Source organism: Paraburkholderia dioscoreae, from assembly GCF_902459535.1.
Lineage (GTDB): Bacteria > Pseudomonadota > Gammaproteobacteria > Burkholderiales > Burkholderiaceae > Paraburkholderia > Paraburkholderia dioscoreae.
On sequence record NZ_LR699553.1, the window covers coordinates 2,664,042 to 2,687,897 of the forward strand.

At 64.2% G+C, this 23,856-nt stretch carries 16 protein-coding genes; 3 read left to right on the forward strand and 13 right to left on the reverse strand.

The features are described 5' to 3' along the window. Nucleotides 1–7 precede the first annotated feature (7 nt). From PDMSB3_RS11885 to rpsB, 7 genes are all read right to left on the reverse strand, one after another. Entirely contained in the window at nt 8–1,213 is a 1,206-nt protein-coding gene (locus PDMSB3_RS11885; RefSeq protein ID WP_165186255.1) for a 1-deoxy-D-xylulose-5-phosphate reductoisomerase, read from the reverse strand. 10 nt (nt 1,214–1,223) lie between these two features. Continuing rightward, the gene (locus PDMSB3_RS11890) at nt 1,224–2,045 is read right to left on the reverse strand and encodes a phosphatidate cytidylyltransferase (protein WP_165186257.1); all 822 of its coding nucleotides are present in this window, start codon (nt 2,043–2,045) and stop codon (nt 1,224–1,226) included. Continuing rightward, nucleotides 2,039–2,821 carry a polyprenyl diphosphate synthase gene (gene uppS, locus PDMSB3_RS11895; protein WP_007181436.1) on the reverse strand — a complete coding sequence of 261 codons (783 nt, stop codon included), beginning with the start codon at nt 2,819–2,821 and terminating at the stop codon, nt 2,039–2,041. Before uppS ends, PDMSB3_RS11890 begins: the two co-directional genes overlap by 7 nt. A 64-nt stretch (nt 2,822–2,885) precedes the next feature. Beyond that, a complete protein-coding gene (gene frr, locus PDMSB3_RS11900) occupies nt 2,886–3,446 on the reverse strand; it encodes a ribosome recycling factor (RefSeq protein WP_007181435.1) in 561 nt (186 codons plus the stop codon). Between the two features lie 100 nt (nt 3,447–3,546). Then, nucleotides 3,547–4,260, reverse strand: a complete 714-nt coding sequence (gene pyrH, locus PDMSB3_RS11905; RefSeq protein WP_007181434.1) for a UMP kinase — start codon at nt 4,258–4,260, stop codon at nt 3,547–3,549. A gap of 220 nt (nt 4,261–4,480) precedes the next feature. After that, nucleotides 4,481–5,362 (reverse strand): translation elongation factor Ts, encoded by an 882-nt coding sequence (gene tsf, locus PDMSB3_RS11910; protein WP_165187465.1) that lies wholly within the window; start codon nt 5,360–5,362, stop codon nt 4,481–4,483. Between the two features lie 207 nt (nt 5,363–5,569). Next, complete coding sequence (rpsB, locus tag PDMSB3_RS11915; protein ID WP_007181432.1) at nt 5,570–6,322, reverse strand: 30S ribosomal protein S2; 753 nt, start codon at nt 6,320–6,322, stop codon at nt 5,570–5,572. 530 nt (nt 6,323–6,852) lie between these two features. On the opposite strand from rpsB, the gene map reads away from it, so the two are divergent. Genes map through PDMSB3_RS11930 form a run of 3 tightly spaced genes read left to right on the forward strand, consistent with a single transcriptional unit; the run spans nt 6,853 to nt 12,067 of the window. Then, the gene (gene map / locus PDMSB3_RS11920; protein WP_007181431.1) at nt 6,853–7,662 is read left to right on the forward strand and encodes a type I methionyl aminopeptidase; all 810 of its coding nucleotides are present in this window, start codon (nt 6,853–6,855) and stop codon (nt 7,660–7,662) included. Nucleotides 7,663–7,693: 31 nt separating this feature from the next. Further along, on the forward strand, nt 7,694–10,273 hold the full coding sequence (locus tag PDMSB3_RS11925) for a [protein-PII] uridylyltransferase (RefSeq protein WP_007181430.1): 2,580 nt from the start codon (nt 7,694–7,696) through the stop codon (nt 10,271–10,273). Between the two features lie 6 nt (nt 10,274–10,279). Then, nucleotides 10,280–12,067 (forward strand): pseudouridine synthase, encoded by a 1,788-nt coding sequence (locus PDMSB3_RS11930; RefSeq protein WP_165186260.1) that lies wholly within the window; start codon nt 10,280–10,282, stop codon nt 12,065–12,067. Between the two features lie 246 nt (nt 12,068–12,313). Here PDMSB3_RS11930 and PDMSB3_RS11935 read toward each other — a convergent pair whose 3' ends face one another. From PDMSB3_RS11935 to smc, 6 genes are all read right to left on the reverse strand, one after another. Beyond that, the gene (locus PDMSB3_RS11935) at nt 12,314–13,876 is read right to left on the reverse strand and encodes a filamentous hemagglutinin N-terminal domain-containing protein (protein ID WP_165186262.1); all 1,563 of its coding nucleotides are present in this window, start codon (nt 13,874–13,876) and stop codon (nt 12,314–12,316) included. Between the two features lie 16 nt (nt 13,877–13,892). After that, nucleotides 13,893–15,674 (reverse strand): ShlB/FhaC/HecB family hemolysin secretion/activation protein, encoded by a 1,782-nt coding sequence (locus PDMSB3_RS11940; RefSeq protein ID WP_007181427.1) that lies wholly within the window; start codon nt 15,672–15,674, stop codon nt 13,893–13,895. A 327-nt stretch (nt 15,675–16,001) separates the two neighbouring features. Continuing rightward, nucleotides 16,002–16,535, reverse strand: coding sequence for a peptide deformylase (gene def, locus PDMSB3_RS11945; RefSeq protein WP_007181426.1), 534 nt, complete (start codon nt 16,533–16,535; stop codon nt 16,002–16,004). Further along, nucleotides 16,532–18,598, reverse strand: a complete 2,067-nt coding sequence (gene ligA, locus PDMSB3_RS11950; protein ID WP_007181425.1) for an NAD-dependent DNA ligase LigA — start codon at nt 18,596–18,598, stop codon at nt 16,532–16,534. The genes def and ligA overlap by 4 nt, the downstream gene beginning before the upstream one ends. A 188-nt stretch (nt 18,599–18,786) precedes the next feature. Next, nucleotides 18,787–20,079, reverse strand: coding sequence for a cell division protein ZipA C-terminal FtsZ-binding domain-containing protein (locus tag PDMSB3_RS11955; RefSeq protein ID WP_007181424.1), 1,293 nt, complete (start codon nt 20,077–20,079; stop codon nt 18,787–18,789). A gap of 127 nt (nt 20,080–20,206) precedes the next feature. Next, nucleotides 20,207–23,725 (reverse strand): chromosome segregation protein SMC, encoded by a 3,519-nt coding sequence (gene smc, locus PDMSB3_RS11960; protein ID WP_165186265.1) that lies wholly within the window; start codon nt 23,723–23,725, stop codon nt 20,207–20,209. Nucleotides 23,726–23,856 lie beyond the last annotated feature (131 nt).

The window sequence follows — 23,856 nt, forward strand, 5'->3', positions numbered from 1 at the left end:
GAGCGCCTCACTGGACGGCGCGTTCCGTGCGACGGGCGCCGTCGGGCAGACGCGCGATGAATTCGGCAGCGGCGCGACGCGCAGCGGCATCCGCTTCGAGCACGTCTTCGAGTGCGTGCGCGCTGCGGTTCGGCAATGCGTTCAGCACGGCGTCGACCACCTGGGCAATCGCCATGAAACCGATCTGCCGCGACAGGAACGCTTCCACCGCGATTTCGTTCGCGGCGTTCAGAGCCGCGCTCGCCACACCGCCCTCGGCCAGCGCCTTCATAGCGAGGGCGAGGCACGGGAAGCGCGCGTAATCCGGCTTTTCGAACGAGAGCGATGCGATCTGCGCGAGATCGAGTTGCGCGACGCCCGAATCCACGCGATCCGGGAAGGCCAGCGCATGTGCGATCGGCGTGCGCATGTCGGGGTTGCCGAGCTGCGCGAGCACCGAACCGTCGGCATAAGAAACCAGCGAGTGAATCACGCTTTGCGGGTGAATCAGCACGTCGATGCGCTCGCCCGGCAGATCGAACAGCCAGTGAGCCTCGATCACCTCGAGGCCCTTGTTCATCATGGTGGCCGAGTCGACCGAGATCTTGCGGCCCATGACCCAGTTCGGATGCTTACAGGCTTCTTCCGGCGTGACGTCGACGAGCGTGGCCGGTTCGCGGGTGCGAAACGGACCGCCCGAAGCGGTCAGGATGATCTTGGAGACGCCGCCGTGCAGCGCGGCTTCGCGCGGCAGGCATTGGAAAATCGCGTTGTGCTCGCTGTCCACCGGCAGGAGCACGGCGCCGTTGTCGCGCACCGCGTCCATGAAGATCGCGCCGGACATGACCAGCGCTTCCTTGTTGGCGAGCAGGATGCGTTTGCCGGCGCGCGCGGCGGCGAGACTCGGCGCGAGACCGGCCGCGCCGACGATCGCCGCCACCACCGTATCGCAGCCGTCGCTCTCCGACACGTCGACGAGCGCCTGCGGCCCGTATGTGACCTCGGTCTTGCAACCCGCCTCGCGCAGTTTCGCCACGACGCGCGCGGCCGTGTCGGCGTCGCCGACCACCGCGACTTCGGGCTGAAAGCGCAGGCATTGCTCGACTAGCTTGTCGCCGTTGCGATGCGCGCTCAACGCATAAACCGAAAAACGCTCGGGATGACGCGCGACGACGTCGAGCGTGCTGTCTCCAATCGAGCCCGTGGAACCGAGCAGTGTCAGACGTTTTTGCATATCTCTTTCTCTAGCCGAGCAGCAGCATGGCAAGCGGCAGCACCGGCAACAATGCGTCGATGCGGTCGAGCACGCCACCGTGCCCCGGCAACAGGCCGCTTGAATCTTTCACACCGGCCTGGCGTTTCATCATGGATTCGAACAGGTCGCCCACCACGCTGAACGCGACCAGCAGGGTCAGGGCGAGCAATGTGCGCACGGCGCCCCAATGCGCCAGCAACGCAGAATACAGGGTCGGCTCGAACGCATGCAAAAAGACCGCCGCCGCGGCGACGATCATCACCACCAGCCAGCCGCCAATTGCGCCTTCCCAAGTTTTACCCGGACTGATGGCAGGCGCCAGCTTGTGTTTTCCGAATGCTTTTCCGGAGAAGTATGCGCCGATATCGGCCAGCCATACCAATAGCAGCAACGACAGCACGAACGGCACGCCCAGCATCCGGGCGGCGACGAGAGCATGCCAGCACGCGACGAATATCACAATGCCGGCAAGAAACAGAAAGGAGCGCCAGGCGCCCTGCGACAACGTGGGCTTGCGCAGCAGCACGAACGGACCGGCGATCACCCAGAAAATCGCGGCCGCCTGAAAGAGCGGCCTCGCCTGCTCGATGCCGGCGCCGAGGCGCGTGCTGGCGACCAGCGCCACCGCCGTCACCAGCGCGTAAATGACCGGGCCCGCACCGCCCAGTTTGAGCAGACGCGCCCATTCCCATGCGGCGAACACGACGACGAAGGCGATCAGCGCGCCGAACGCGCCCACCGGCGCGAACAACGTGACCGGCAGGAATACCGCCAGCAGGATGATCGCCGTGATGACACGGGTTTTTAGCATGGAAGCGAATCGACGTTTTGCGATTGCGGCTCGAGCTGAGCACTGGTGCGGCCGAAGCGGCGTTCGCGCTCCGCATACGAAGCGATGGCGTGGCCGAGCGCGTCGGCGTCGAAATCCGGCCAGAACGTGTCGGTGAAGTAGAACTCGGTATAGGCCAGCTGCCACAGCAGAAAGTTGCTGACGCGGCGCTCGCCGCCGGTGCGGATGAACAGATCCGGCTCCGGCGCATAAGCCATTGAGAGGTGCTCGGCGAACGATTCCTCGGTCACCTCGACCGCCTTGCCCGCCAGCGCCGACTGTTCGGCGAGCTTGCGGGTGGCCTGCATGATGTCCCAGCGGCCGCCGTAGTTCGCGGCGATCGTGAGCGTAAGACGGGTATTGCGCGCGGTCTTGGTCTCCGCACGCTTGATCAGATCGCGAATGCGCGTATCGAAGCGCGACAGATCGCCCACCACCCGCAAACGGATACCGTTCGCGTGCAATTTGCCGATCTCGCGCTCCAGCGCGGTCACGAACAGGCGCATCAGAAACGACACTTCGTCGTTGGGACGGCGCCAGTTTTCCGAGCTGAAGGCGAACAGCGTCAGATATTCGACACCCCGAAGGGCGCACGCCTCGACGGCCGCACGCACCGCGTCGACGCCGCGTGTATGGCCCGCCACGCGCGGCAGGCGCCGCTGGGTGGCCCAACGGCCGTTGCCGTCCATGATGATCGCGATATGTCGCGGCACCGCGGCGACATCAGGCACGCGCACGGTTGAGCTGGTATAGGTCATGGCCGTCGGGACAGTGACTGCAAATAAAGAAGTGGAAATCGTGACAGTGTTGAGGCGACCGGCCTCAGACCGTCATGATCTCGGCTTCTTTCGTCACGACGAGTTTGTCGATTTCGGCGACGAACCTGTCCGTCAGCTTCTGAACGTCGTCACCTGCACGACGCTCGTCGTCTTCCGAAATTTCCTTGTCTTTCACGAGCTTCTTCAGTTGCTCGTTGGCGTCACGGCGCAGGTTGCGCACGGCGACCTTGGCCGTTTCCGCTTCACTCTTGACCACTTTGGTCAGTTCGCGGCGGCGTTCTTCGGTCAGCGCGGGCATCGGTACGCGGATCACGTCGCCTTGCGTGGCCGGGTTCAGGCCCAGATCCGACTCGCGGATCGCCTTTTCGACAACCGGAACCATCTTCTTTTCCCACGGCTGCACGCCGATCGTGCGGGCGTCGATCAGCGTCAGGTTCGCCACTTGCGAAATCGGCACCGGCGAACCGTAGTAGTCGCACTGGATGTGATCCAGCAGGCCCGTGTGCGCACGGCCCGTGCGGATCTTCGACAGGTCGTTCTTGAACGCGTCGATGGAGCGCTGCATCTTTTGTTCAGCGCCCTTTCTGATATCAGCCACAGACATTTTTAAACCTCCGAACCTTCAAAACGGTGCGAGCCGGCCGGCGCGCGCAAGATGCGGCGACCCGGGCTCGCGTCAAAGCCCACGTTATGTGAACGAGAGTTTACACGTGGACGAGAGTGCCTTCGTCCTCACCTTGTACGATGCGCTTGAGCGCGCCCGGCTTGACGATCGAAAACACCCGGATCGGCAGCTTCTGGTCGCGGCACAGTGCGAACGCCGTGGCGTCCATGACCTGCAGATTGCGGCCGATTGCCTCGTCGAAGCTGATCGTGGTGTAGCGGGTCGCGCTCGGGTCTTTCTTCGGGTCGGCGGAATAGACGCCGTCCACCTTGGTGGCTTTCAGCACGACTTCCGCGCCGATTTCCGAGCCGCGCAGCGCGGCGGCCGTGTCGGTCGTGAAGAACGGGTTGCCTGTGCCGGCCGCGAAAATCACGACTTTGCCTTCTTCGAGCTGGCGAATCGCGCGGGGCCGGATGTACGGCTCGACCACCTGGTCCATGCGCAGCGCCGATTGCACGCGCGCCTCGATGCCGGCGTGGCGCATGGCGTCCTGCAACGCCAGGGCGTTCATCATGGTGGCCAGCATGCCCATGTAGTCGGCCGTGGCGCGATCCATACCCGCCGCGCCGCCCGCGACGCCGCGGAAAATATTGCCGCCGCCGATCACCACGGCCAGTTGCGTTCCGAGACGGACCACTTCGGCCACGTCCGCCACCATTCGTTCGATGGTCGCGCGATTGATGCCAAAGGCATCGTCGCCCATCAGAGCTTCGCCGGAGAGTTTGAGCAGGACGCGTTTATAGGCAATGGGCATAGGGGTATCCAGATCGCGCAGAACAGGGCAACAACAAGGGACTAATGTAGGGGTGAAATGCTGATTCGGGCAAGCGTCGCCAAATTGACGAACCCCAGGTTCGCCAGCGGCGGCTGCGCGGCGGGGGTCAACCCGAGCGCAACCTTGCGGCACTGCCGACCGCGGCAAAGTCTTGCTCCGCCGCGGGTCCAACGATACAACAGTGATGCTTGGGCAAGGCTTATTGTTGCTTTGCAGCAGCGACTTGAGCGGCCACTTCAGCTGCGAAGTCGTCCTGCTTTTTCTCGATGCCTTCACCGACCACGAACAGGGCGAACTTCTGCACGCTCGCGTTGCCGGCCTTCAGCATCTGTTCGATTGTCTGCTTGTCGTTCTTAACGAACGTCTGATTCAGCAGCGAGACTTCCTTCAGGTACTTCTGCACGCTACCGTCGACCATCTTGGCGACGATTTCAGCCGGCTTGCCCGATTCCGCGGCCTTCTGCTCGGCAATGCTGCGTTCCTTCGCGATCAGTTCCGCCGGCACGTCTTCCGACGACAGCGAAACCGGCTTCATTGCGGCGATGTGCATTGCCACGTCTTTACCAACCTGCTCGTCGGCGCCCGTGTACTCGACCAGCACGCCGATACGCGTGCCGTGCAGGTAGGCTGCCAGCTTGTTGGCGGTGTCGAAACGCACGAAACGGCGGATCGACAGGTTTTCGCCGATCTTGCCGACCAGCGCGAGGCGCACTGCGTCGACCGTCGAGCCGTCCAGCGGCAGCGCCGACAGAGCGGCGACGTCAGCCGGGTTTTGCGCAGCGACCAGCTCCGCGACCTTCTTCGAGAAAGCCAGGAAGTCGTCGTTCTTCGAAACGAAGTCGGTTTCGCAATTCAGCTCGACCAGCGAACCCGCGTTGCCGCCGATGAACGATGCGACCACGCCTTCAGCCGTGACGCGCGACGCCGCCTTGCTGGCCTTGTTGCCCAGCTTCACGCGCAGCAGCTCTTCAGCGCGCGCCATGTCGCCGTCGGCTTCCGTCAGCGCCTTCTTGCATTCCATCATCGGCGCGTCGGTCTTTGCGCGCAGTTCTGCAACCATGCTTGCGGTAATTGCCGCCATCATTTGCTCCTTGAGTTCCGTCTGTCACACGCCGCCCGCATTTCGATGCCGGCGGCAAGAATTCGTTTCAGCGTTGCGCGTAGTTTTTTTACGGACAACGCTCGGGGCACCGCTCGAGAGACTGCCGGCCGCGCCCCACTACAATGTCGCGACTTAAAAAAAGGGGGCCTGTAGAAAGCCCCCTTTTTTGCCGGACACGGGGCAGCTTTACGCTTCCGCGTTGACCTCGACGAACTCGTCGCCGTCGCCGCCACGTGCAGCCTGCACCACTTCGTTGACCGCGTTCGCACGGCCTTCGACGATCGCGTCAGCCACGCCAGCCGTGTACAGAGCGACAGCCTTGGAGGCGTCGTCGTTACCCGGGATCACGTAGTCGATGCCTTCCGGCGAGTGGTTCGTGTCGACCACGGCGATGACCGGAATGCCGAGCTTGTTCGCTTCGGTCACGGCAATCTTGTGGTAGCCGACGTCGACCACGAAGATCGCGTCCGGAATGCCGCCCATGTCCTTCACGCCGCCAATCGACTTTTGCAGCTTGGCCATTTCGCGTTCGAACAGGAGCGCTTCCTTCTTGCTCATGCGCTCGGTTTCGCCTGCTTCCAGTGCTGCTTCCATGTCCTTCAGGCGCTTGATCGAGACCTTCAGCGTCTTGAAGTTGGTCAGCATGCCGCCGAGCCAGCGTGCGTTGACGTACGGCATGCCAGCGCGTTGCGCTTCTTCGGCGATCGTGTCGCGCGATTGACGCTTCGTGCCCACGAACAGGATCGTGCCGCGATTAGCTGCCAGTTGACGCGCGTACTTCAGCGCGTCGTTGTACATCGGCAGCGTCTTTTCGAGGTTGATGATGTGAATCTTGTTGCGATGACCGAAAATGAACGGAGCCATCTTCGGGTTCCAGAAGCGCGTTTGGTGACCGAAGTGGACACCGGCTTCCAGCATTTGACGCATGGTAACTGCCATGAAAATCTCCGCGAGGGTTGGGTCTTAAGCCGGCTGCCGTATCGGCCGCGCCGCCATCTGCCTGGCTGAACGCGGCGGACACCCTGGGTGCGCCGGCTTGCGAGTCTGCTGCCTTGTGATACTTTCCTACCCCATGACGCAGGCAACCAGCGCCATGAGAAGCCATTCCCGCCGCTTTTTTACTCATATGAAGCCCATATGAAGCAACAAAACAAGACTGAGATCGACTTAGCCAAAGATTATAGCACGCGACTATTGCACGACTCAACCTGCTCCGGTAGCTCCACTCGCCGGCGCCGGGTTGCACCCGCCTGCTCGCCACCAGCCCGAACTGGCCGCCCGTCGCGGCTAAAGTAGACAAGGCGCGGCGCCAGCGCGACACGCCCCCGATGTCCAGCGACGCTTGCGCCAGTTGCCCGGAACACGCCCGCATAAGGGCCCACAACAGCTGCTTCCGTTGGCGCAAAAGCCTGCGGCGGCGGGAATATGGTGCGATAATCTCGCAATAAATCGCATTTCAGGCCCGACTCATGGCTATTACGCTCAAAAACGAACACGATATCGCGCAGATGCGCGTCGCCTGCAAACTCGCGAGCGAAGTGCTCGACTACATCACGCCGTTCGTCACGGCCGGCATCACGACCGGCGAACTGGACCGCCTGTGCCACGAATACATGCTGAAAGAACAGGGCACGATTCCGGCGCCGCTGAACTATCAGCCGCCCGGCTACCCGCCCTATCCGAAAGCCACCTGCATTTCCGTCAATGACGTGATCTGCCACGGCATTCCGGGCGACAAGACCCTGAAAAACGGCGACGCGCTGAACATCGACATCACCGTCATCAAGGAAGGCTATTTCGGCGACACCAGCCGCATGTTCATCGTCGGCGAAGGCTCGATCATGGCCAAACGTCTGGTGCAGACCACCTTCGAATGCATGTGGCTCGGCATCGACCAGGTGCGCCCGGGCGCGCATCTCGGCGATATCGGCTATGCAATCCAGAAGCACGCGGAAGGCCAGGGCTACAGCGTGGTGCGCGAATACTGCGGCCACGGCATCGGCACGGTGTTCCATGAAGACCCGCAGATCCTGCACTACGGCCGTCCCGGCACCGGGCTCGAACTGCAGACCGGCATGATCTTCACGATCGAGCCGATGATCAACGCCGGCCGCCGCGACATCCGCACCATGCCGGATCAGTGGACCGTCAAAACCAAAGACCGCAGCCTCTCGGCGCAATGGGAGCATACCGTGCTCGTCACGGAGACCGGCTATGACGTGCTGACCGTTTCCGCCGGCACGCCCGCGCGTCCGCCAATCGTCGCGGCCACCGCCTGACCGATCTCCGAAACCACCGCCCCGCCTGCCAATGAGTAGTGTTCCAGCCCTCGCCCAATCCCCTGCCAGGTCGCTCAAGGCGGAGTACAAAGTGGCCAAAGCCCAATTGCTGGAACGCTTCAGGACGGCCACCAACGTCGACGCGTTGATGGCGTCGCTCGCGCGCGCCACGGACGACTCCCTGCGCGCCGCCTGGAACACCTGCGAGCTACCGCCCGAACTGGCCCTGCTCGCGGTGGGCGGCTACGGGCGCGGCGAACTGGCGCCGCATTCGGACATCGACATTCTGGTCTTGCTGCCCGACACGCCGATGGGACATCTGGATACCCGCATCGAGCGCTTTATCAGCCTGGCCTGGGATCTGGGACTAGAACTCGGCAGCAGCGTACGCAGCGTGTCGCAGTGCCTAGAAGAAGCCGCCAACGACGTCACGGTGCGCACCTCGCTCCTCGAAGCGAGGCGCATTACCGGCAGCGCCGAGTTGTTCGACGACTTCGCCAGGCGTTACCGCGAGGCGCTCGACCCGAGGGCTTTTTTTCAGGCAAAAGTGCTGGAAATGCGCCAGCGCCACGCCAAGTTCCAGGATACCCCCTATTCGCTCGAGCCCAACATCAAGGAAAGCCCGGGCGGCCTGCGCGATCTGCAACTGATTCTATGGATCACCCAGGCGGCCGGCTTCGGCAGCAGCTGGCGCGAACTCGAAGCGCGCGGCCTGATCACGGAGCGCGAAGCGCGCGAATTGCGCCGCAACGAAGGATTCCTGAAAGCGCTGCGCGCGCGGCTGCATGTGATCGCCGGGCGCCGTCAGGACATCATGGTGTTCGACCTGCAAACGCCGGTGGCCGAGAGCTTCGGCTACAAGCCGACCGCCACCAAACGCGCGAGCGAGCAGCTCATGCGGCGCTATTACTGGTCCGCCAAGGCTGTCACGCAGCTCGCCACGATCCTGATCCAGAACATCGAGGCGCAGCTCTTTCCGAGCACGAGCGGCATCACGCGTGTGCTGTCGGACCGCTTCGTCGAGAAGCAGGGCATGCTGGAAATCGCCAGTGACGACGTGTTCCAGCGCGAGCCGAACGCGATCCTCGAGGCCTTCCTGCTGTATGAACAGACGCCCGGCGTGAAAGGTCTGTCGGCGCGCACGCTGCGCGCGATCTACAACGCCCGCGACGTCATGGATCAACATTGGCGGCGCGACCCGGAAAACCGGCGCCTTTTCATGGACATCCTGAAGCAGCCGGCCGGCATCACCCATGCGCTGCGCCTGATGAACCAGACCAGCGTGCTGGGGCGCTATCTGCTGAACTTCCGGCGCATTGTCGGACAGATGCAGCACGATCTGTATCACGTCTACACGGTCGATCAGCACATTCTGATGGTGCTGCGCAATCTGCGGCGCTTCGCCGTGGCCGAGCACGCGCACGAATATCCGTTCTGCAGCCAGTTGATCGCGAACTTCGACCGGCCGTGGGTGCTGTATGTGGCGGCGCTGTTTCACGACATCGCCAAAGGCCGCGGCGGCGACCACTCCACGCTCGGCATGGCCGACGCGCGGCGCTTCTGCCGCAATCACGGCATCCTGGGTGAAGACGGCGAACTGGTCGTGTGGCTGGTCCAGCAGCATCTGACCATGAGCCAGGTCGCGCAAAAGCAGGATACGAGCGACCCGGAAGTCATCAAGCGGTTCGCCGAACTGGTCGGCACCGAGCGCTGCCTCACGGCGCTCTACCTGCTGACCGTGGCCGACATTCGCGGCACCAGCCCGAAAGTCTGGAACACATGGAAAGGCAAGCTGCTCGAAGACCTGTACCGCGCCACGCTCGCCGTACTCGGCGGCGCGCGGCCGGATGCGCATTCGGAGCTGAAGTCCCGCCAGGAAGAAGCGCTGGCGCTCCTGCGTCTCGAAACCGTGCCGGAAGGCGCGCAAAAGGCGCTGTGGGACAAGCTCGACATCGGCTATTTCCTGCGTCACGACGCGGCGGATATCGCGTGGCAAACGCGCGTGCTGTATCGCCACGTCGAAACGCCCACACCGATCGTGCGGGCCCGCCCGTCGCCGATCGGCGAGGCGCTCCAGGTGCTGGTCTATGTGAAGGATCAGCCCGATCTGTTCGCCGGCATTTGCGCGTATTTCGACCGCAATGGCCTGTCGGTGCTCGATGCGCGAGTCAGCACGACCCGTCACGGGTACGCGCTCGATAATTTCCTCGTCGCGCATACCGAAGAAGACGTGCATTATCGCGATATTGCCAATCTGGTCGAACAGGAACTGACCGCCCGCCTCACCGGTGACGGCACCCTGCTTCCGGGACCGTCGAAAGGCCGTCTGTCGCGGCTGTCGCGGACCTTCCCTGTTACGCCGCGCGTCGATCTCCGGGCCGACGAGCGCGGCCAATATTACATCCTGTCCGTGTCGGCGAACGACCGGCCGGGCCTTCTTTATTCGATCGCGCGTGTGCTGGCCGAGCATCGGGTCGGCGTCGCTTCGGCGCGGATCAATACACTTGGCGAACGCGTCGAAGACGTGTTTCTGCTGGATGGACATGGCCTGTCGGACAGCCGTCTGCAAATTCAGGTCGAGACCGAACTGCTGCGCGCGATTGCAGTGTGAGATTTCATGCGAGTCAAATTAACAGCCAAGCACCCGCGGCCGGCTTCGTCCGAACGCGCCCCTGTCCGTACCGGAAGCACCTCGGCGCGTAAGCCGACGCGCCCGGCGGGACCGAAGCCGTCCGCGGCGACGGATTCCGGCGACGCGCGGGGCAAGCGGGCTGGTGCCGCTCCGGCCGGCGGCAAGCGGCCGAGCGGCGGTAAGCCGACAGGTGCCGGTGCGCGCGCGCCGCGCGCAGAAGGGTCGTTCTCACGCGAGCGTGATGCGGGCGGCGCGGGCACAGCACGCCGGGCGTCGTCGGACCGGCCGCCGCGGCGTGAGGGTGGCGGCGGCGCGCCGCGGCGTTTCGAGGGAGCGGGTGATCGTGGTCCGCGTCGGGACGATGGTGAGCGTGCACCGCGCCGGTTCGAGGGTGGCGGCGATCGTAGCGAACGCGCACCGCGCCGGTTCGAGGGTGGCGGCGATCGTAGCGAACGCGCACCACGTCGTTTCGAAGGCAGCGCTGATCGTAGCGAACGTGCACCGCGCCGCGCCGAAGGCGGTGCAGGCCGACCGCCGGAAAGCGGAGTCCGCGGCGAGCGTCCGGCACGCAGCGCGAGCGGAAGCACCGATCGGCCGCGCGCCGGCTCTGGCGGCGACCGGGGCTCGCGCGGCGATCCCGCGCCGCGCCGTTTTGAGAACGACCGCGGTTCGTCGGAGCACCGTGAGCGCAGTTTCGCAAAACCCGTCAAAGGCGGGTACGCCGACCGCTCGGACCGTCCGGCACGCGCCCCGCGCGACGACCGTGGCGAACGCGCGTCTGCCAAACGCGAGTTCGGCGATCGCCCGGCCCGCAGCGGCGAGCGCGCGGAACGTGGCGAACGGCCGGCACGCAGTTTCGACAGATCGCTGCCGACCGCCGCGCGCCGCTTCGGAGACGACCGGCCAGCACGCGCCGACAAGCCTCGCGGCACATCGCCCGCCGCCCGTACAAAGAAACGCGACGTCCCTGCCGGCGATGCTCCGCGCACACCGCGTCGCGATTACGAAGACGCACCCGGCACCCTGCGCCTGTCCAAGCTGATGTCCGAACTCGGCTTGTGCTCGCGCCGCGAAGCCGACGAATGGATCGAGAAAGGCTGGGTGCTGGTGGACGGCGAGCGCATCGACACGCTCGGCACCAAGGTTCGTCCGGACCAGCGTATCGAGATCGACCCTGCCGCCGAAGCCGCTCAAGCCAGCCAGGTGACCGTGCTGATCCACAAGACGGTGGGTTTCGTCTCCGGTCAGGCGGAAGACGGTTACCAGCCGGCCATCACACTGGTCACGCCGGAAAACCGCTGGGAAGGCGATCGCTCGAACATCCGCTTCTCCGTTGCGCATTTGCGCCAGCTTGCGCCGGCCGGGCGGCTGGACATCGACTCGACGGGCCTGCTGGTGCTGACGCAGGACGGCCGTATCGCGAAGCAGTTGATCGGCGGCCATTCGGAGATCGACAAGGAGTATCTCGTGCGCGTGGCATTCGGCGAGCACACGACCGAGGTCGAAAGCCACTTCCCGCCGGAAAGCCTCGCGCTGCTGCGGCATGGCCTCTCGCTCGACGACGTACCGCTCAAGCCGGCACAGGTCAGTTGGCAGAACGGCGAGCAATTGCGTTTTGTGCTGCGTGAAGGCAAGAAGCGTCAGATTCGCCGCATGTGCGAACTGGTCGGCCTCGAAGTGATTGGCCTGAAGCGTGTGCGGATGGGCCATGTGATGCTGGGCGCGTTGCCGCCGGGCCAATGGCGCTACCTCGCAGCCGATGAATCGTTCTGACGCTGTGCGCCGGATGCCGACGGTGCGACAGATATTCGGCGTCGTCCTTAGCAAGCTGGCCGCGTAAAAAACAGCCCCACGTTTTTTCGAAAACGTGGGGCTGTTGCCAATTAACCGGCCTTTCAGGCGCCCAGCCATGTATCAGCCCGACGACACCGGGCGCGCCCCTCCTGCCCAGCGGGCAGGCAAGACACACTTTTAGAACTTGTGCCCGTTTGCCACCGCAGGCTGAACATTCCCCTGTGCCTACAGGGCTGCGCTATCGCGCATCACCTGCTGCTGGTCAGCATAATCGCGCGCCTGCTGCAGCATGCGGGTCTCATAGTCCGCGTACCATTGCTGCTGCATGCGTGCTTCGTACTCCGCGCGAGCCTGTTGCTCGGCAGCCTGACGCTGCGCGTCCGCCTGCTGCTGCGCGCGGTCGCGTGCCTCCTGCTCCATGCGCGCTGCGTCGGCCTGCTGTTGGGCGCGGTCGCGTGCTTCCTGCTGCATGCGCGCCTCGTACTCCGCGCGAGCTTGCTGCTCAGCCGCCTGACGCTGTGCGTCCGCCTGCTGCTGCGCGCGGTCGCGCGCTTCCTGCTCCGCACGTGCCTGCGCTTCAGCGGCCTGACGTGCCGCCTCAGCTCTAGCGCGCTCCTCTCCAATAGCAGCGTTTCGCGCCGGCTCGTCGGCAAACTGCTGCTGACCTTGCTTCACCAGATCCGCGAGTCGCGCCAGTTTCTGGCTCTCCGTCAGTTTTGCTTCAACTTCAGGCGTCCAACCGCGCGCAGCGTCCATGTTGTCCATGCCCGTCTTCAACACTTGCTTCAGTTGCTGGAAATTCACCATTTCCCGTTGCATGTGATCAGCGTCCTGCAGGACATAGGATGCGTCATTCCCCTTCACGCGGCCGACTGCGCTGTAACCATTAGTCGCGACCACGCTGTACGGCGCATTCTGAATGTCCGCGCCGAACATCTGGATGGCGACGCCGCCGTCACCGCCTTTGATCAAACCGGCGTTGTTCACGCCAAGACCGAATTCCGATCCCTCGAGGACGATCTTGTTCGCATACATCCCGCCGAGCGCCGACACATCGAGCGCAACGCCGAGCTTCTGGCTTGGCGTCGCCGACGTGTACGTGAGCTTGCCGGCGAAATTGCCGTTCGCGTCGCCGTCGAAATCCGTGCCGTTCTGCGAGTTGATGCTCCAGCCCTTGACCGCGCCGTTCACGACGGTAGCGCGAGACAGCAGATTCAACTGGCCGGCACCGACATCGATGCCATCGCCGTCGATCTGGATCGTCGCGGGCGTGGCGCGCGTCTTGTCGACGCTCAGTGCAAGCGGACTGTCCGCGCGCGGGTTGAAACCGGCGGCAGCCAGCGTCAGCATCGGAACGTTGACGGTGGTCGCGCCATTGGCCGAGATGCCGGCCGCGTTGGCGATCAGCAGGTGCGCGGGCGCGCCGGCGACTTCCATCGCGCCATTGAGCTTCGAAGCTTGAGCCGAGGTTACGTCAGCGACGATCACTCTGGCAGCGTTGCCCTGGAGGTTCGCGTTGGCGGCGAGCTGGCCGGCAAGGCGGCTCGCGCCCGTCGCCGTCAGGTTATTGAATACGACGCCGTTCCGGTCGACGTCGAAGTTGCTGAAGGTGTTACGGGAAATACCCGAGCCATTCGGACCTGCAATGTTGACCACGGGGGTGTTGCCGACCGCATTGACCTGGGTCTGGCCGCCGTTGGCCACGACACCCGCTGCCATTGCGCTGCCGGCAGTGGCCATTGCCGTCAGGGCGGCGAGGTTCAAAGCTTTGAGTCGATGTTTAATCATAAAGAGTCCTAGTGGTTTAAAAGGCCATGCTCAACCGGAGGTTGACCACGACGGGATCGGCGTTCAACTGCCTGGGAGCAAACAGCGGAGCGCCAATTGAAAGAGAGGCGGACACGTGCTTGATCGCTGCGGATGCACCAACCGCCGCACCGACGACGTTGCCGCCGGAATTCGGCTCACCGGCAACGGGCACGACGCGCCCGGCGTCGATGGCGGCCATCAACGTGACGCGGCTGCCGAACACGGGCGCGGACAACGTCCAGTCGGCCTCGTTGCGCAGGTACCCGCCGGTGTTGCCATACAGGTAGCGGTCCTTGAAGCCGCGCACGGAGGTGTCGCCGCCGACCGACACGCGCTCGGTCGAATAAAGCGGCTTTGCGCTCGCTTGCGCGTAAGCGGACGAGAGGAGCGCCACGCTGGGCGAAATCAGGGTGTACAGACTCGCACTCGCCGAGAGCTTGCGAAAGCTTGCGGAAGGCCCGCCCGCCTGGCTCTTGTCGCGGCTCGCGAAAGGCAGTCCTCCGGTGAGCACCGGACTGAAAGTGAAATAGCTTCTGCTGCCAACCCGGCTGGCGAAGTTGATGCCGATTCGCGCCGCACTCACGCGTTCGGTGCCGCTGTCGAGTTGCAGATCTTCGAGATAAGTCTTGCCGTTATAGGTGGAAATCGAACCGAAGATATCGATCTTGCGCATTGAATCGCGCGAGACCGTGCGCGATACGCTGATCAGATTCTGGACATTGCTGCCGTGGTAGCGCAGATTGCCGTAAAAATCGATCGGTACCGCGAAATTGCCGGCCGCCCCCGCATAGCTGAAAGTCCAGTAACCAAGCGGCACGCTCGCGGACGCGCCAAAGCTCCGTCGATAACGGTCGCCGTGCAGTGCCGTCGTGCTGTTTGCCGACATCCCCAGTTGCTCGCCGAAGCCCAACGGGTTGTTGAGCGTCACCGCGCCGTCGAATTCATCCGCGCCCGTGTTGCTGTCGCCCATGTTGTCGACATTCAGGTTGACGCCAATGGAGGGCGCGGTGCGGCCACTCACGAGCACGTCCGAGTAACCTTCCTCGGGCGCCGCGCGCAGCGCGACTTTCACGCCGTCCGGCGTGACGCGGTCAAGCTGGTCGACGCCCTGTTCGACGTCGCGCAAATTGAGCGGCTCGCCGGGTGAAACCGGAAATGCCATGCGCGCCGCTCGATCCGAGCGGGTCGTACCGTCCTTGAACGAGACCTTGCCGAGTTTGCCTTCGACCGATGCAATCACGAGCGGGCCACCCGCGCCCTGCTGCTGCGGCAGCCACGCATGGCTCGTGATGTAGCCGTTTTCGACGTACCAGTCGTTCACTTCGTCGAGCAGATGCGCGAGCGCGGCGTTGTCGAGACATTGTCCGGTTACCTCGCGCGCGACCTGCTGCCTGATGGAGTCGGGCACAAGCATCGCGCCGCGAAACTCGACTCCGTCCACGTAGATGCACGCCTGACCATCGGGCGCGATTGGCCCCTGCGCGACAGTTGCACGTGGCGGCGTGATGGGAGGGGAATCGTGTGCACTCAGGTTTTCGCGTTGTTCGCGAGCCTGATCGAGCAGACGTTGTTGTTGCTGATCCTGCAGCGCCCGATCGACTGGCGTATTAAGTTCGATAGCCCATACCGGCGCGGCAGCAACTGTGAGAAGCGTGCCGACGGAGGTTAGTGACGCAACGGCCGGCAAATTCTTGCGTACGCGGCCTGTTCTGGCGAGACTCGGCTGACTGGCCCGGTCAATGTGGACGATGGAACGGATGAACGCTGGATAACGCAAGGCGACCTGCACATTTCAGAATTAAAACACGAGGCCGCGAGTGTAATAATCTAGAAAGCCTATTTGAGAAGGCGCGATCCTAATTAAAGATAGGAAATGTCCCAATAAGAACGGTCGTCGACAGGCAAAAACGAGCACAATGCGGCGCGCAGCACTACCTTTAAGAGAAGGTGGCACGGCTTGGCAAAATGCGGGGAAAATCGAGGCGGGATGTCAGGAGAACCCACCACCGGGGGAAGGTGGCGGCGGGGGCCTTGGCGGCTGCAACGACGACGACGGCAATGCGCGCGTTCGCCAACCGTCCCATCGCAGACCGCACGAAGGAAGTCAGTCGTCGCTATTCGGATCCATATCCGGAAACAGCACTTCCGTGAAGCCGAACTTCGCGAAATCATTGATCCGCATTGGATACAGTTTGCCGATCAGGTGATCGCATTCATGCTGCACGACGCGCGCGTGAAAACCTTCCGCAACGCGATCGATCGGTTTGCCGTATTGGTCGAAGCCGTGATACTTGATCATCGAAAACCGGCTCACCGCGCCGCGCAGGCCCGGCACCGACAGGCAGCCCTCCCAGCCCTCTTCCATGTCCTGCGAGACCGGCGTGATGGTCGGGTTGATCAGCACGGTTTCGGGCACCGGCGGTGCGTCCGGATAGCGTTCGTTGTGGCCGAAACCGAAGATCACCACCTGCAGATTGACGCCGATCTGCGGTGCGGCAAGGCCCGCGCCATTGGCGTCGTGCATGGTCTCGAACATGTCCTTCACGAGCTCATGCAGCTCGGGCGTGTCGAAGTGATCGACCGGATCGGCAATGCGCAACAGGCGCGGATCGCCCATCTTGAGAATTTCGCGGATCATAACTGCCCCTCCAGGAGCTTACGCATACCATCTTCGTCGAGTACGGGGATGCCGAGTTCCTCGGCCTTCGCCAACTTGCTGCCGGCTTCGGCCCCCGCCACCACATAATCCGTTTTCTTCGACACGGATCCCGCCACTTTCGCGCCTGCGGCTTCCAGCATTTCCTTCGCTTCTTCGCGGGCGAGGCTCGGCAAGGTGCCGGTCAGCACGACCGTCTTGCCGGCCAGCACGCCTTGCGGCGCTCTAGGCGCGGGCGGACCCTCCGGCCACGTAACCCGGCCCGGCGCGCGCAGTTGCTCGATCACCGTGCGGTTGTGCTCTTCGGCGAAGAACTGATGAATCGACTCGGCCACTACCGGCCCGACGTCGTTGACTTCCAGCAAGGCTTCCACCGAAGCCTCCATGATCGGATCCAGCGAGCCGAAATGTTTGGCCAGGTCTTTCGCCGTGGACTCGCCCACATGGCGAATGCCGAGCGCGTAAATAAAGCGCGCCAACGTGGTGTGCTTGGCCTTTTCGAGCGAATCGAGCAGGTTCTGCGCGGATTTCTCGGCAAAGCGGTCGAGTTCGGCGAGCGTCGCAAAGCCGAGGTTGAATAGATCGGCCGGTGTACGCACCAGATTCTGCTCGACCAGTTGATCGATGATCTTTTCGCCGAGGCCGTCGATATCCAGCGCGCGCCGCTGCGCGAAATGCCACAAGGCCTGCTTGCGCTGCGCGGGACAGAACAGGCCGCCGGTACAGCGCGCAATCGCCTCGTCCGGCAGCCGCTCGATGTTCGAGCCGCATACCGGGCAATGCGTGGGCATCACGAATTCGCGGGCGTCGTCGGGACGCCGGTCGAGCAGCGCGCTCACTACTTCGGGAATCACGTCGCCGGCACGCCGCACGATCACGGTGTCACCGATGCGAATATCCTTGCGCCGCACTTCGTCTTCGTTGTGCAGCGTGGCATTCGTGACCGTCGCGCCGCCCACGAACACCGGTTCCAACCGCGCCACCGGCGTGATCGCACCGGTGCGGCCGACCTGCACGTCGATCGCGACGAGCCGCGTGAGCGCTTCCTGCGCGGGGAATTTGTGCGCCAGCGCAAAACGCGGCGCGCGCGACACGAAGCCGAGCGCCTCCTGCTCATCGCGCCGGTTGACCTTGTAGACCACACCGTCGATGTCGTACGGCAGCTTCTCGCGCTTTTCGCCCACGGCGTGGAAAAAGCCCAGCAAACCCTCCGCGCCGTGCACCACCGCCCGTTCGCCATTCACCGGCAAGCCGAGTTCCTTGTACCAGTCGAGCAGTTCGCTATGCGTGGCCGGCATGTCCATGCCTTCGAGCACGCCGATCCCGTAAGAGAAAAACGACAGCGGCCGCTGCGCGGTGATCTTCGAATCGAGCTGCCGCAAGCTGCCCGCCGCCGCATTGCGCGGATTGGCGAATTCCTTCTGTTCCGCGGCCCGCTGGCGTTCGTTCAGGCGTTCGAAATCGCGCTTGAACATCAGCACTTCGCCGCGCACGTCGAGCACCTGCGGCACGCGTTTGCCTTTGAGCCTGAGCGGAATGGAGCGGATGGTGCGGACGTTTTCGGTAACGTTCTCGCCGGTCGTGCCGTCGCCGCGCGTGGACGCCTGGACGAACACGCCGTCGACATAACGCAGCGAAATGGCGAGACCGTCGAACTTCAGCTCGGCCGCGTATTCGACCGGCACCGGGGGCTCGCTCGCATTCTTGCCGAGCGCGTCGCCAACGCGCTTGTCGAACGCGACGATGTCCTCGTCCGCGAAACCGTTGTTCAGCGACAGCATGGGCTGCTCGTGCACGACCGGCTCGAAACCGCTTGCCGCCTCGCCGCCCACCCGCTGGGTGGGCGAATCCGGCACGATCAGGTCGGGATGTTCCGTCTCGATGCTCTCGAGTTCCTTGAACAGCCGGTCGTATTCCGCGTCGGGCAGATCCGGCTGGTCGAGCACGTAGTACGCGTAATTGGCGCGTTCGAGTTCCGCGCGCAGCCACGCGGCACGCTCTGCCGGGGCGCTGGTTGCGGGGGGTGAGACGGGGGTTCGGGCCATGCTGTCGGAAGGTTCTTCAGTGAAATTCAGACATTGGATTATCGCAGGAAGCGTGCCCCTTTACATCGGCCGAATGGCCAGTTTCGGCGCGTTGTGCGTCCGCTCGAAAGGTGCGCGCGAACTCGCCGCCTGAAACGACAGCGGCCGCACATCGTGCGGCCGCTGCAGACACCGGTAAAACGTAGAAATTACTGGCTGAACAACCGGCGCGTGGCCGGCGAACCCGCCGGGATGCCCGCCTGTTCGAGCTTCGCGTAGAGGGTCATCAGTTGCTTTTCGATTGCGAGCAACGCGGTTTCCGGCAACGGACGGCGGCCGTCGTCGACCACCCGGCCGCCAATGCGCTCGGCCAACGATTTCGCGTAGTCGCACATCAGGCGGAACGGCAGGATGTCTTCGTCGGCCACCGGCACGTCGAGCACCAGCGTGATCATCTGGCCGCCCTTGTAGGTGAGGTCGTCGCGCAGGAAGTTGGTGTCGCCGAATTGCAGCATGAACACCGGGCTTTGCCGCGCGTCGAGCTTGACGAAACGCGTACCGTCGCGCGACAGCAGCAGGCCGTCCTGCGAGGCGATTGCCTGCACGTAGTTGGCGGACCACGGCGCACCGTCGGAGAGCACGTTGATCGACAGCTGCGCGTCGCACTGCGCGGCAAAGCCGTCGAGTTCGCGCGCCATCGCGACCGTTTCGAGCATGTCCGGGAATTCCGGCGATGCATCCAGCGCGTCGGCAAATTGCTGCACGCCGGTCACGAATTCGGAAAACTCCAGTTCGTTGAGCGCGCCGCTGCGGTTCGCCAATTGCGCGGCCGCGCGCAACTCTTCATAACGCGCGCCGTTTTGCAGCAGTTCCCACGCGCCGCCTTCGAGTTTGCCCTCAATATGCACCGGCTTGCTGCCCGCGCGGCGCAGACGCTGCGCGAGCGGAATCACCTTGTCGCCGGCGACCGGGCCGTTCAGGCGGATCGGCACGATACAGTCGATGCGGCGATCGACGATAGCCGGCGGCGCCGATGAAATCGTCGTGGCGGCAGGCAGAATCGGTTCGACCGGCTCGTCGTCCTGGCGGGCGGCTGGCGCGGTCTTGCCGGCCTCCGCGTGATCGCCGCCTTCGGCTTGAGCGACGCCCTCGGCTTCCGGGTAGCCGTTCGGCGTGGTCGTCTCGGCCTGGATATCGGCCGGCGTATCGAGTGGCGCAGCCGTCGCCGCGGGGCTGCCGAACGTCGGCTCGACGCGCGCCGCCGTGGTTTGCTCCGCCGCTTCGGTGCCCACCACCGGTTCGCGGCGCATGGTGGGCCGGGCCGGCTCGATGAACGGGCTCTGTTCCTCCTGATCGTCCCGCGCGAAGTTTTCCGCGGCATCGGCCGGCATTGGCCGCGGCATCTTGCGACGCACCTTCGCGCCCTGCCACGCGTTGTACACGACCACGCCCCCGACCACCACGGCACCCGCGCCGATCAAACCGAGTGTCAACTCGTCCATGCATGCTCCATCAGCAATTCTTTTATCTGCGCGGCTTAGCGCCCGCCCCACGTGTCGCGCGGCCACCGGCCGCTGCGCTGAACGCGGACACCCGCGATTCCCGACTCAAACTCAACTCAAGCGAAACTCAAACGATATTCTGGGCGAAACCCGCAGCCGTTTCCATGTCGACGGCAACGATGCGCGACACGCCCTGCTCCTGCATGGTCACGCCGATCAATTGCTGCGCCATTTCCATCGCGATCTTGTTGTGCGAGATGAAAAGGAACTGGGTTTTGTCCGACATCGCACGCACGAGGTTCGCGAAACGTTCCGTGTTGGCGTCGTCGAGCGGCGCGTCCACTTCGTCGAGCAGACAGAACGGCGCGGGATTCAGCTGGAACATCGCGAACACCAGTGCGGTGGCCGTCAGCGCTTTTTCGCCGCCCGACAGCAGGTGAATCGTCGAATTCTTCTTACCCGGCGGCTGCGCCATCACCTGCACGCCGGCGTCGAGAATTTCGTCGCCCGTCATGATCAGCCGTGCCTGGCCGCCGCCGAAGAGACGCGGGAACAGTTCGCCGAAATGCTGGTTCACCTGGTCGAAGGTGCCTTGCAGCAGTGTGCGCGTTTCCGCGTCGATCTTGCGGATGGCGTCTTCGAGCGTTTCGATCGCGCTGTTCAGGTCGGTGGATTGCGCGTCGAGGAACGACTTGCGCTCGGTCGCCGCCTTCAGTTCGTCGAGCGCGGCCATGTTGACCGGACCGAGCGCGGTAATGGCGTTGTTGATGCGCGTGACCTCGCCCTGCAGGTACGACGGCTTCATGTCCGGCGTGAGCTTGGCTTGCAATTGCGCCTCATCGACGCCGGCTGCGGCGAGTTGCTCGATGAATTGCTCGCCGTTCAGGCGCGCCGCCTGTTCCTTCAGCTGCAATTCGTTGATGCGGTCGCGCAGCGGCTGCAACGCGCGCTCGGCGGTGAGACGCGTTTCGTCGGCGGCACGCAGCTTGGCGGTGAGATCGTCCAGTTCGAGGCGCGCGGCGTGCAGCGCTTCTTCCTTGACCGCGCGGATGTCGAGCGCGTCCTGCAAGCCGGTGTGCGCGGTCTGCTCGTTGATGGTTTCCAGCTCGGCGCGCGCATCTTCCAGCGACGCCGCTACACGCTCGCTCTGCTCGTGCGCGACCTGAATGCTGCGCTTCAGTTCGTCGATGCGGTTCGCCATGTTGCGCGCGGCAAAGCGCGCGTCGGTAGCGGCGCGGTCCAGATCGCGCGCCTGGCCGCGCGCGGCGGTGAGTTCTTCGTCGAGCGCTTCGAAGGCCAGTTGATGATCTTCGAAACGCGCCTGCAATTCGGCAAGCTCGCCGTCGTGACGCTCGAAGTTCGCTTCCGACTCCGCACGCATGGCGCGCTGCTCTTCGATCTGCGCGGTGATCTCTTCGAGTTCCTCGCGAATCTGTGTACTGCGCTGGGTGTAACGCTCGTGCGCCTGGGTGAGCTTGAGCACGTCCATTTGCAACGCGTGCACGCGCTGCGTGGCGCGCTCCGCCTGCTGACGCACATCGGTCAATGCCTGGGCGGCCTGCGTATGCGCGGCTTCGGCGCGGATCGCGGCGGCTTTCGCTTCGTCCGCGAGCAAGGCCTGCGCGCGAACCTGACGCACCAGATTTTCGATTTCCTGCTGACGGGCCAGCATGCCGGCCTGTTCGGAGTCGGCGGCATACAGTTGCACGCCGACGCGCGTCACCACATGCCCCGCCTTGACGACGAACGAGCCGCCGTCCGGCAACTGCGAGCGCATGGCGAGCGCCTGCTGCAGATCGTCGGCGACGAACGAAAGGCCGAGCCAGTCGTTCAGCACCGCGCGGATGCCCGCGTCGTCGATCCGCACCAGCGACAGCAGCGGCCGCAGCGCGGGCGGCGTCGCAACCGGCTGGCCGGCCGCGGGCGGCGCGTAGAAGGCGAGCTTGGCGGGCGGTGCGTCGGTGGCGAATGCCTTGACCCAGTCGAGGTTCGACACTTCCAGCGCGGCGAGCCGCTCGCGCAGCACGGCTTCGAGCGCGGCTTCCCAACCGGCTTCGACATGCAGTTTCTTCCACAGACGCGGCAGGCCGTTCAGCTCGTGCTTTTCGAGCCACGGCTGGATCTTGCCTTCAGTCTGGACGTTTTCCTGCAACTGCTTGAGCGCGGCAAGGCGCGCGTCGAGCTGATGAATCTGCGAGCTTTCCGCCTGCACGCGCTCCTGCGCGGCGCGGCGCTCGCCGTCGAGGCGCGGCAGCGTTTCCTGCGCGTCGGCGAGACGCGTTTGCGCGTCGTGCAGAATTTCTTCATGCTCGGCGAGTTGCATGCGCAAGTCTTCGAGCTGCGCTTCGTCGGGTGCGTCGAGACCGCCCGCTTCCGATTTCAAGCGCTCATGACGCGCCTGCAGTTGCTGCAACTGCTGGTCGGCATTGCGCTGATGCGCAGCTTCAAGCTTGAGCGCCTGTTCGGTCTGCGCGATCCCGCCGCGCTCCGCGTTCAGCTCCGTCTGCGCGTCGCGCCAGCGCGCTTCGAGCGCGGGCATGGCGTCGTGTTTGGCGGCGGCTTCGTCTTCGGCCAGCGCGGCTTTTTCTTCGGCCACCGCCAGTTGTTCTTCAGCGTCCGCGAGATCGTCCTGCGCTTTTTGCGCCTGCGACTGCCATTGCTCGCGCTGCGCATTCAGCGCGGCGATCTGCGCCTGAACCCGATTGCGCGATTCGACGATGAACTTGATCTCGGCTTCGAGCCGGCTGACTTCCGAATTCGCCTCGTAGAGCGCGCCTTGCGCGCCCTGCATCGCGTCGCTGGCGGAGTAATGCGCGACGCGCAGCGTTTCGAGTTGCGCCTCGACTTCGCGCAGCTTCGCTGTGTGCGCTTCGAGGTCGATCTGGGCCTGTTCGATCGCGCGTTGCTGGCGCTCCTGCTCGCCGCCGGCTTCGTTCTTGCGCAACAGCCACAAGAGACGCTGCTTTTCTTCGCCGTCGGCCTGCAGTTCCTTGTAGCGCGTGGCGACCACGGCCTGCGTTTCCAGCTTCTCGAGGTTCGCGCCCAGTTCGCGGACGATGTCCTCGACCCGCGTCAGGTTCTCGCGCGTGTCGTGCAGACGGTTCTCGGTTTCGCGGCGGCGTTCCTTGTACTTCGATACGCCCGCGGCTTCTTCGAGGAACACGCGCAGCTCTTCCGGCTTTGCCTCGATCAGGCGCGCGATCATGCCCTGCCCGATGATCGCGTACGCGCGCGGCCCAAGACCGGTGCCGAGAAAAATGTCCTGAATGTCGCGGCGGCGCGCCGGCAGATTGTTGATGTAGTAGCTCGAGGTGCCGTCGCGCGTGAGCACGCGCTTCACGGCGATTTCGGCATACTGGCCCCACTGGCCCGCGGCCCGGCCGTCGGCGTTGTCGAACACCAGTTCGACGCTGGCGCGGCTACCGGGCTTGCGCGCGGTCGAGCCATTGAAGATCACGTCCTGCATCGACTCGCCGCGCAGCTCGGAGGCGCGCGATTCGCCGAGCACCCAGCGCACGGCGTCGATGATGTTGGACTTGCCGCACCCGTTCGGTCCGACCACACCGACTAGCTGGCCCGGAACCTGGAAATGCGTGGGATCGACGAATGACTTGAAGCCAGCGAGTTTGATCGAGGTCAGACGCACGGCGATTTCGCTGTTTGAAAAGGGAAAAAATGGGTGGCTCGTGAAGGCCGCGCCAGCCGTTCGCCGATAGAGCGACACGGCCCGCGAACCCTCGGGCCTCGGGTGCCGGCTTCATGCGGTGAAGCATGCGT

Excerpts from the sequence above, each read along its gene's own strand:
- PDMSB3_RS11885 (WP_165186255.1), bottom strand. The coding sequence starts at position 1,213 with ATGCAAAAACGTCTGACACTGCTCGGTTCCACGGGCTCGATTGGAGAC.
- PDMSB3_RS11890 (WP_165186257.1), bottom strand. The coding sequence starts at position 2,045 with ATGCTAAAAACCCGTGTCATCACGGCGATCATCCTGCTGGCGGTATTC.
- uppS (WP_007181436.1), bottom strand. The coding sequence starts at position 2,821 with ATGACCTATACCAGCTCAACCGTGCGCGTGCCTGATGTCGCCGCGGTG.
- frr (WP_007181435.1), bottom strand. The coding sequence starts at position 3,446 with ATGTCTGTGGCTGATATCAGAAAGGGCGCTGAACAAAAGATGCAGCGC.
- pyrH (WP_007181434.1), bottom strand. The coding sequence starts at position 4,260 with ATGCCCATTGCCTATAAACGCGTCCTGCTCAAACTCTCCGGCGAAGCT.
- tsf (WP_165187465.1), bottom strand. The coding sequence starts at position 5,362 with ATGGCGGCAATTACCGCAAGCATGGTTGCAGAACTGCGCGCAAAGACC.
- rpsB (WP_007181432.1), bottom strand. The coding sequence starts at position 6,322 with ATGGCAGTTACCATGCGTCAAATGCTGGAAGCCGGTGTCCACTTCGGT.
- map (WP_007181431.1), top strand. The coding sequence starts at position 6,853 with ATGGCTATTACGCTCAAAAACGAACACGATATCGCGCAGATGCGCGTC.
- PDMSB3_RS11925 (WP_007181430.1), top strand. The coding sequence starts at position 7,694 with ATGAGTAGTGTTCCAGCCCTCGCCCAATCCCCTGCCAGGTCGCTCAAG.
- PDMSB3_RS11930 (WP_165186260.1), top strand. The coding sequence starts at position 10,280 with ATGCGAGTCAAATTAACAGCCAAGCACCCGCGGCCGGCTTCGTCCGAA.
- PDMSB3_RS11935 (WP_165186262.1), bottom strand. The coding sequence starts at position 13,876 with ATGATTAAACATCGACTCAAAGCTTTGAACCTCGCCGCCCTGACGGCA.
- def (WP_007181426.1), bottom strand. The coding sequence starts at position 16,535 with ATGATCCGCGAAATTCTCAAGATGGGCGATCCGCGCCTGTTGCGCATT.
- ligA (WP_007181425.1), bottom strand. The coding sequence starts at position 18,598 with ATGGCCCGAACCCCCGTCTCACCCCCCGCAACCAGCGCCCCGGCAGAG.
- PDMSB3_RS11955 (WP_007181424.1), bottom strand. The coding sequence starts at position 20,079 with ATGGACGAGTTGACACTCGGTTTGATCGGCGCGGGTGCCGTGGTGGTC.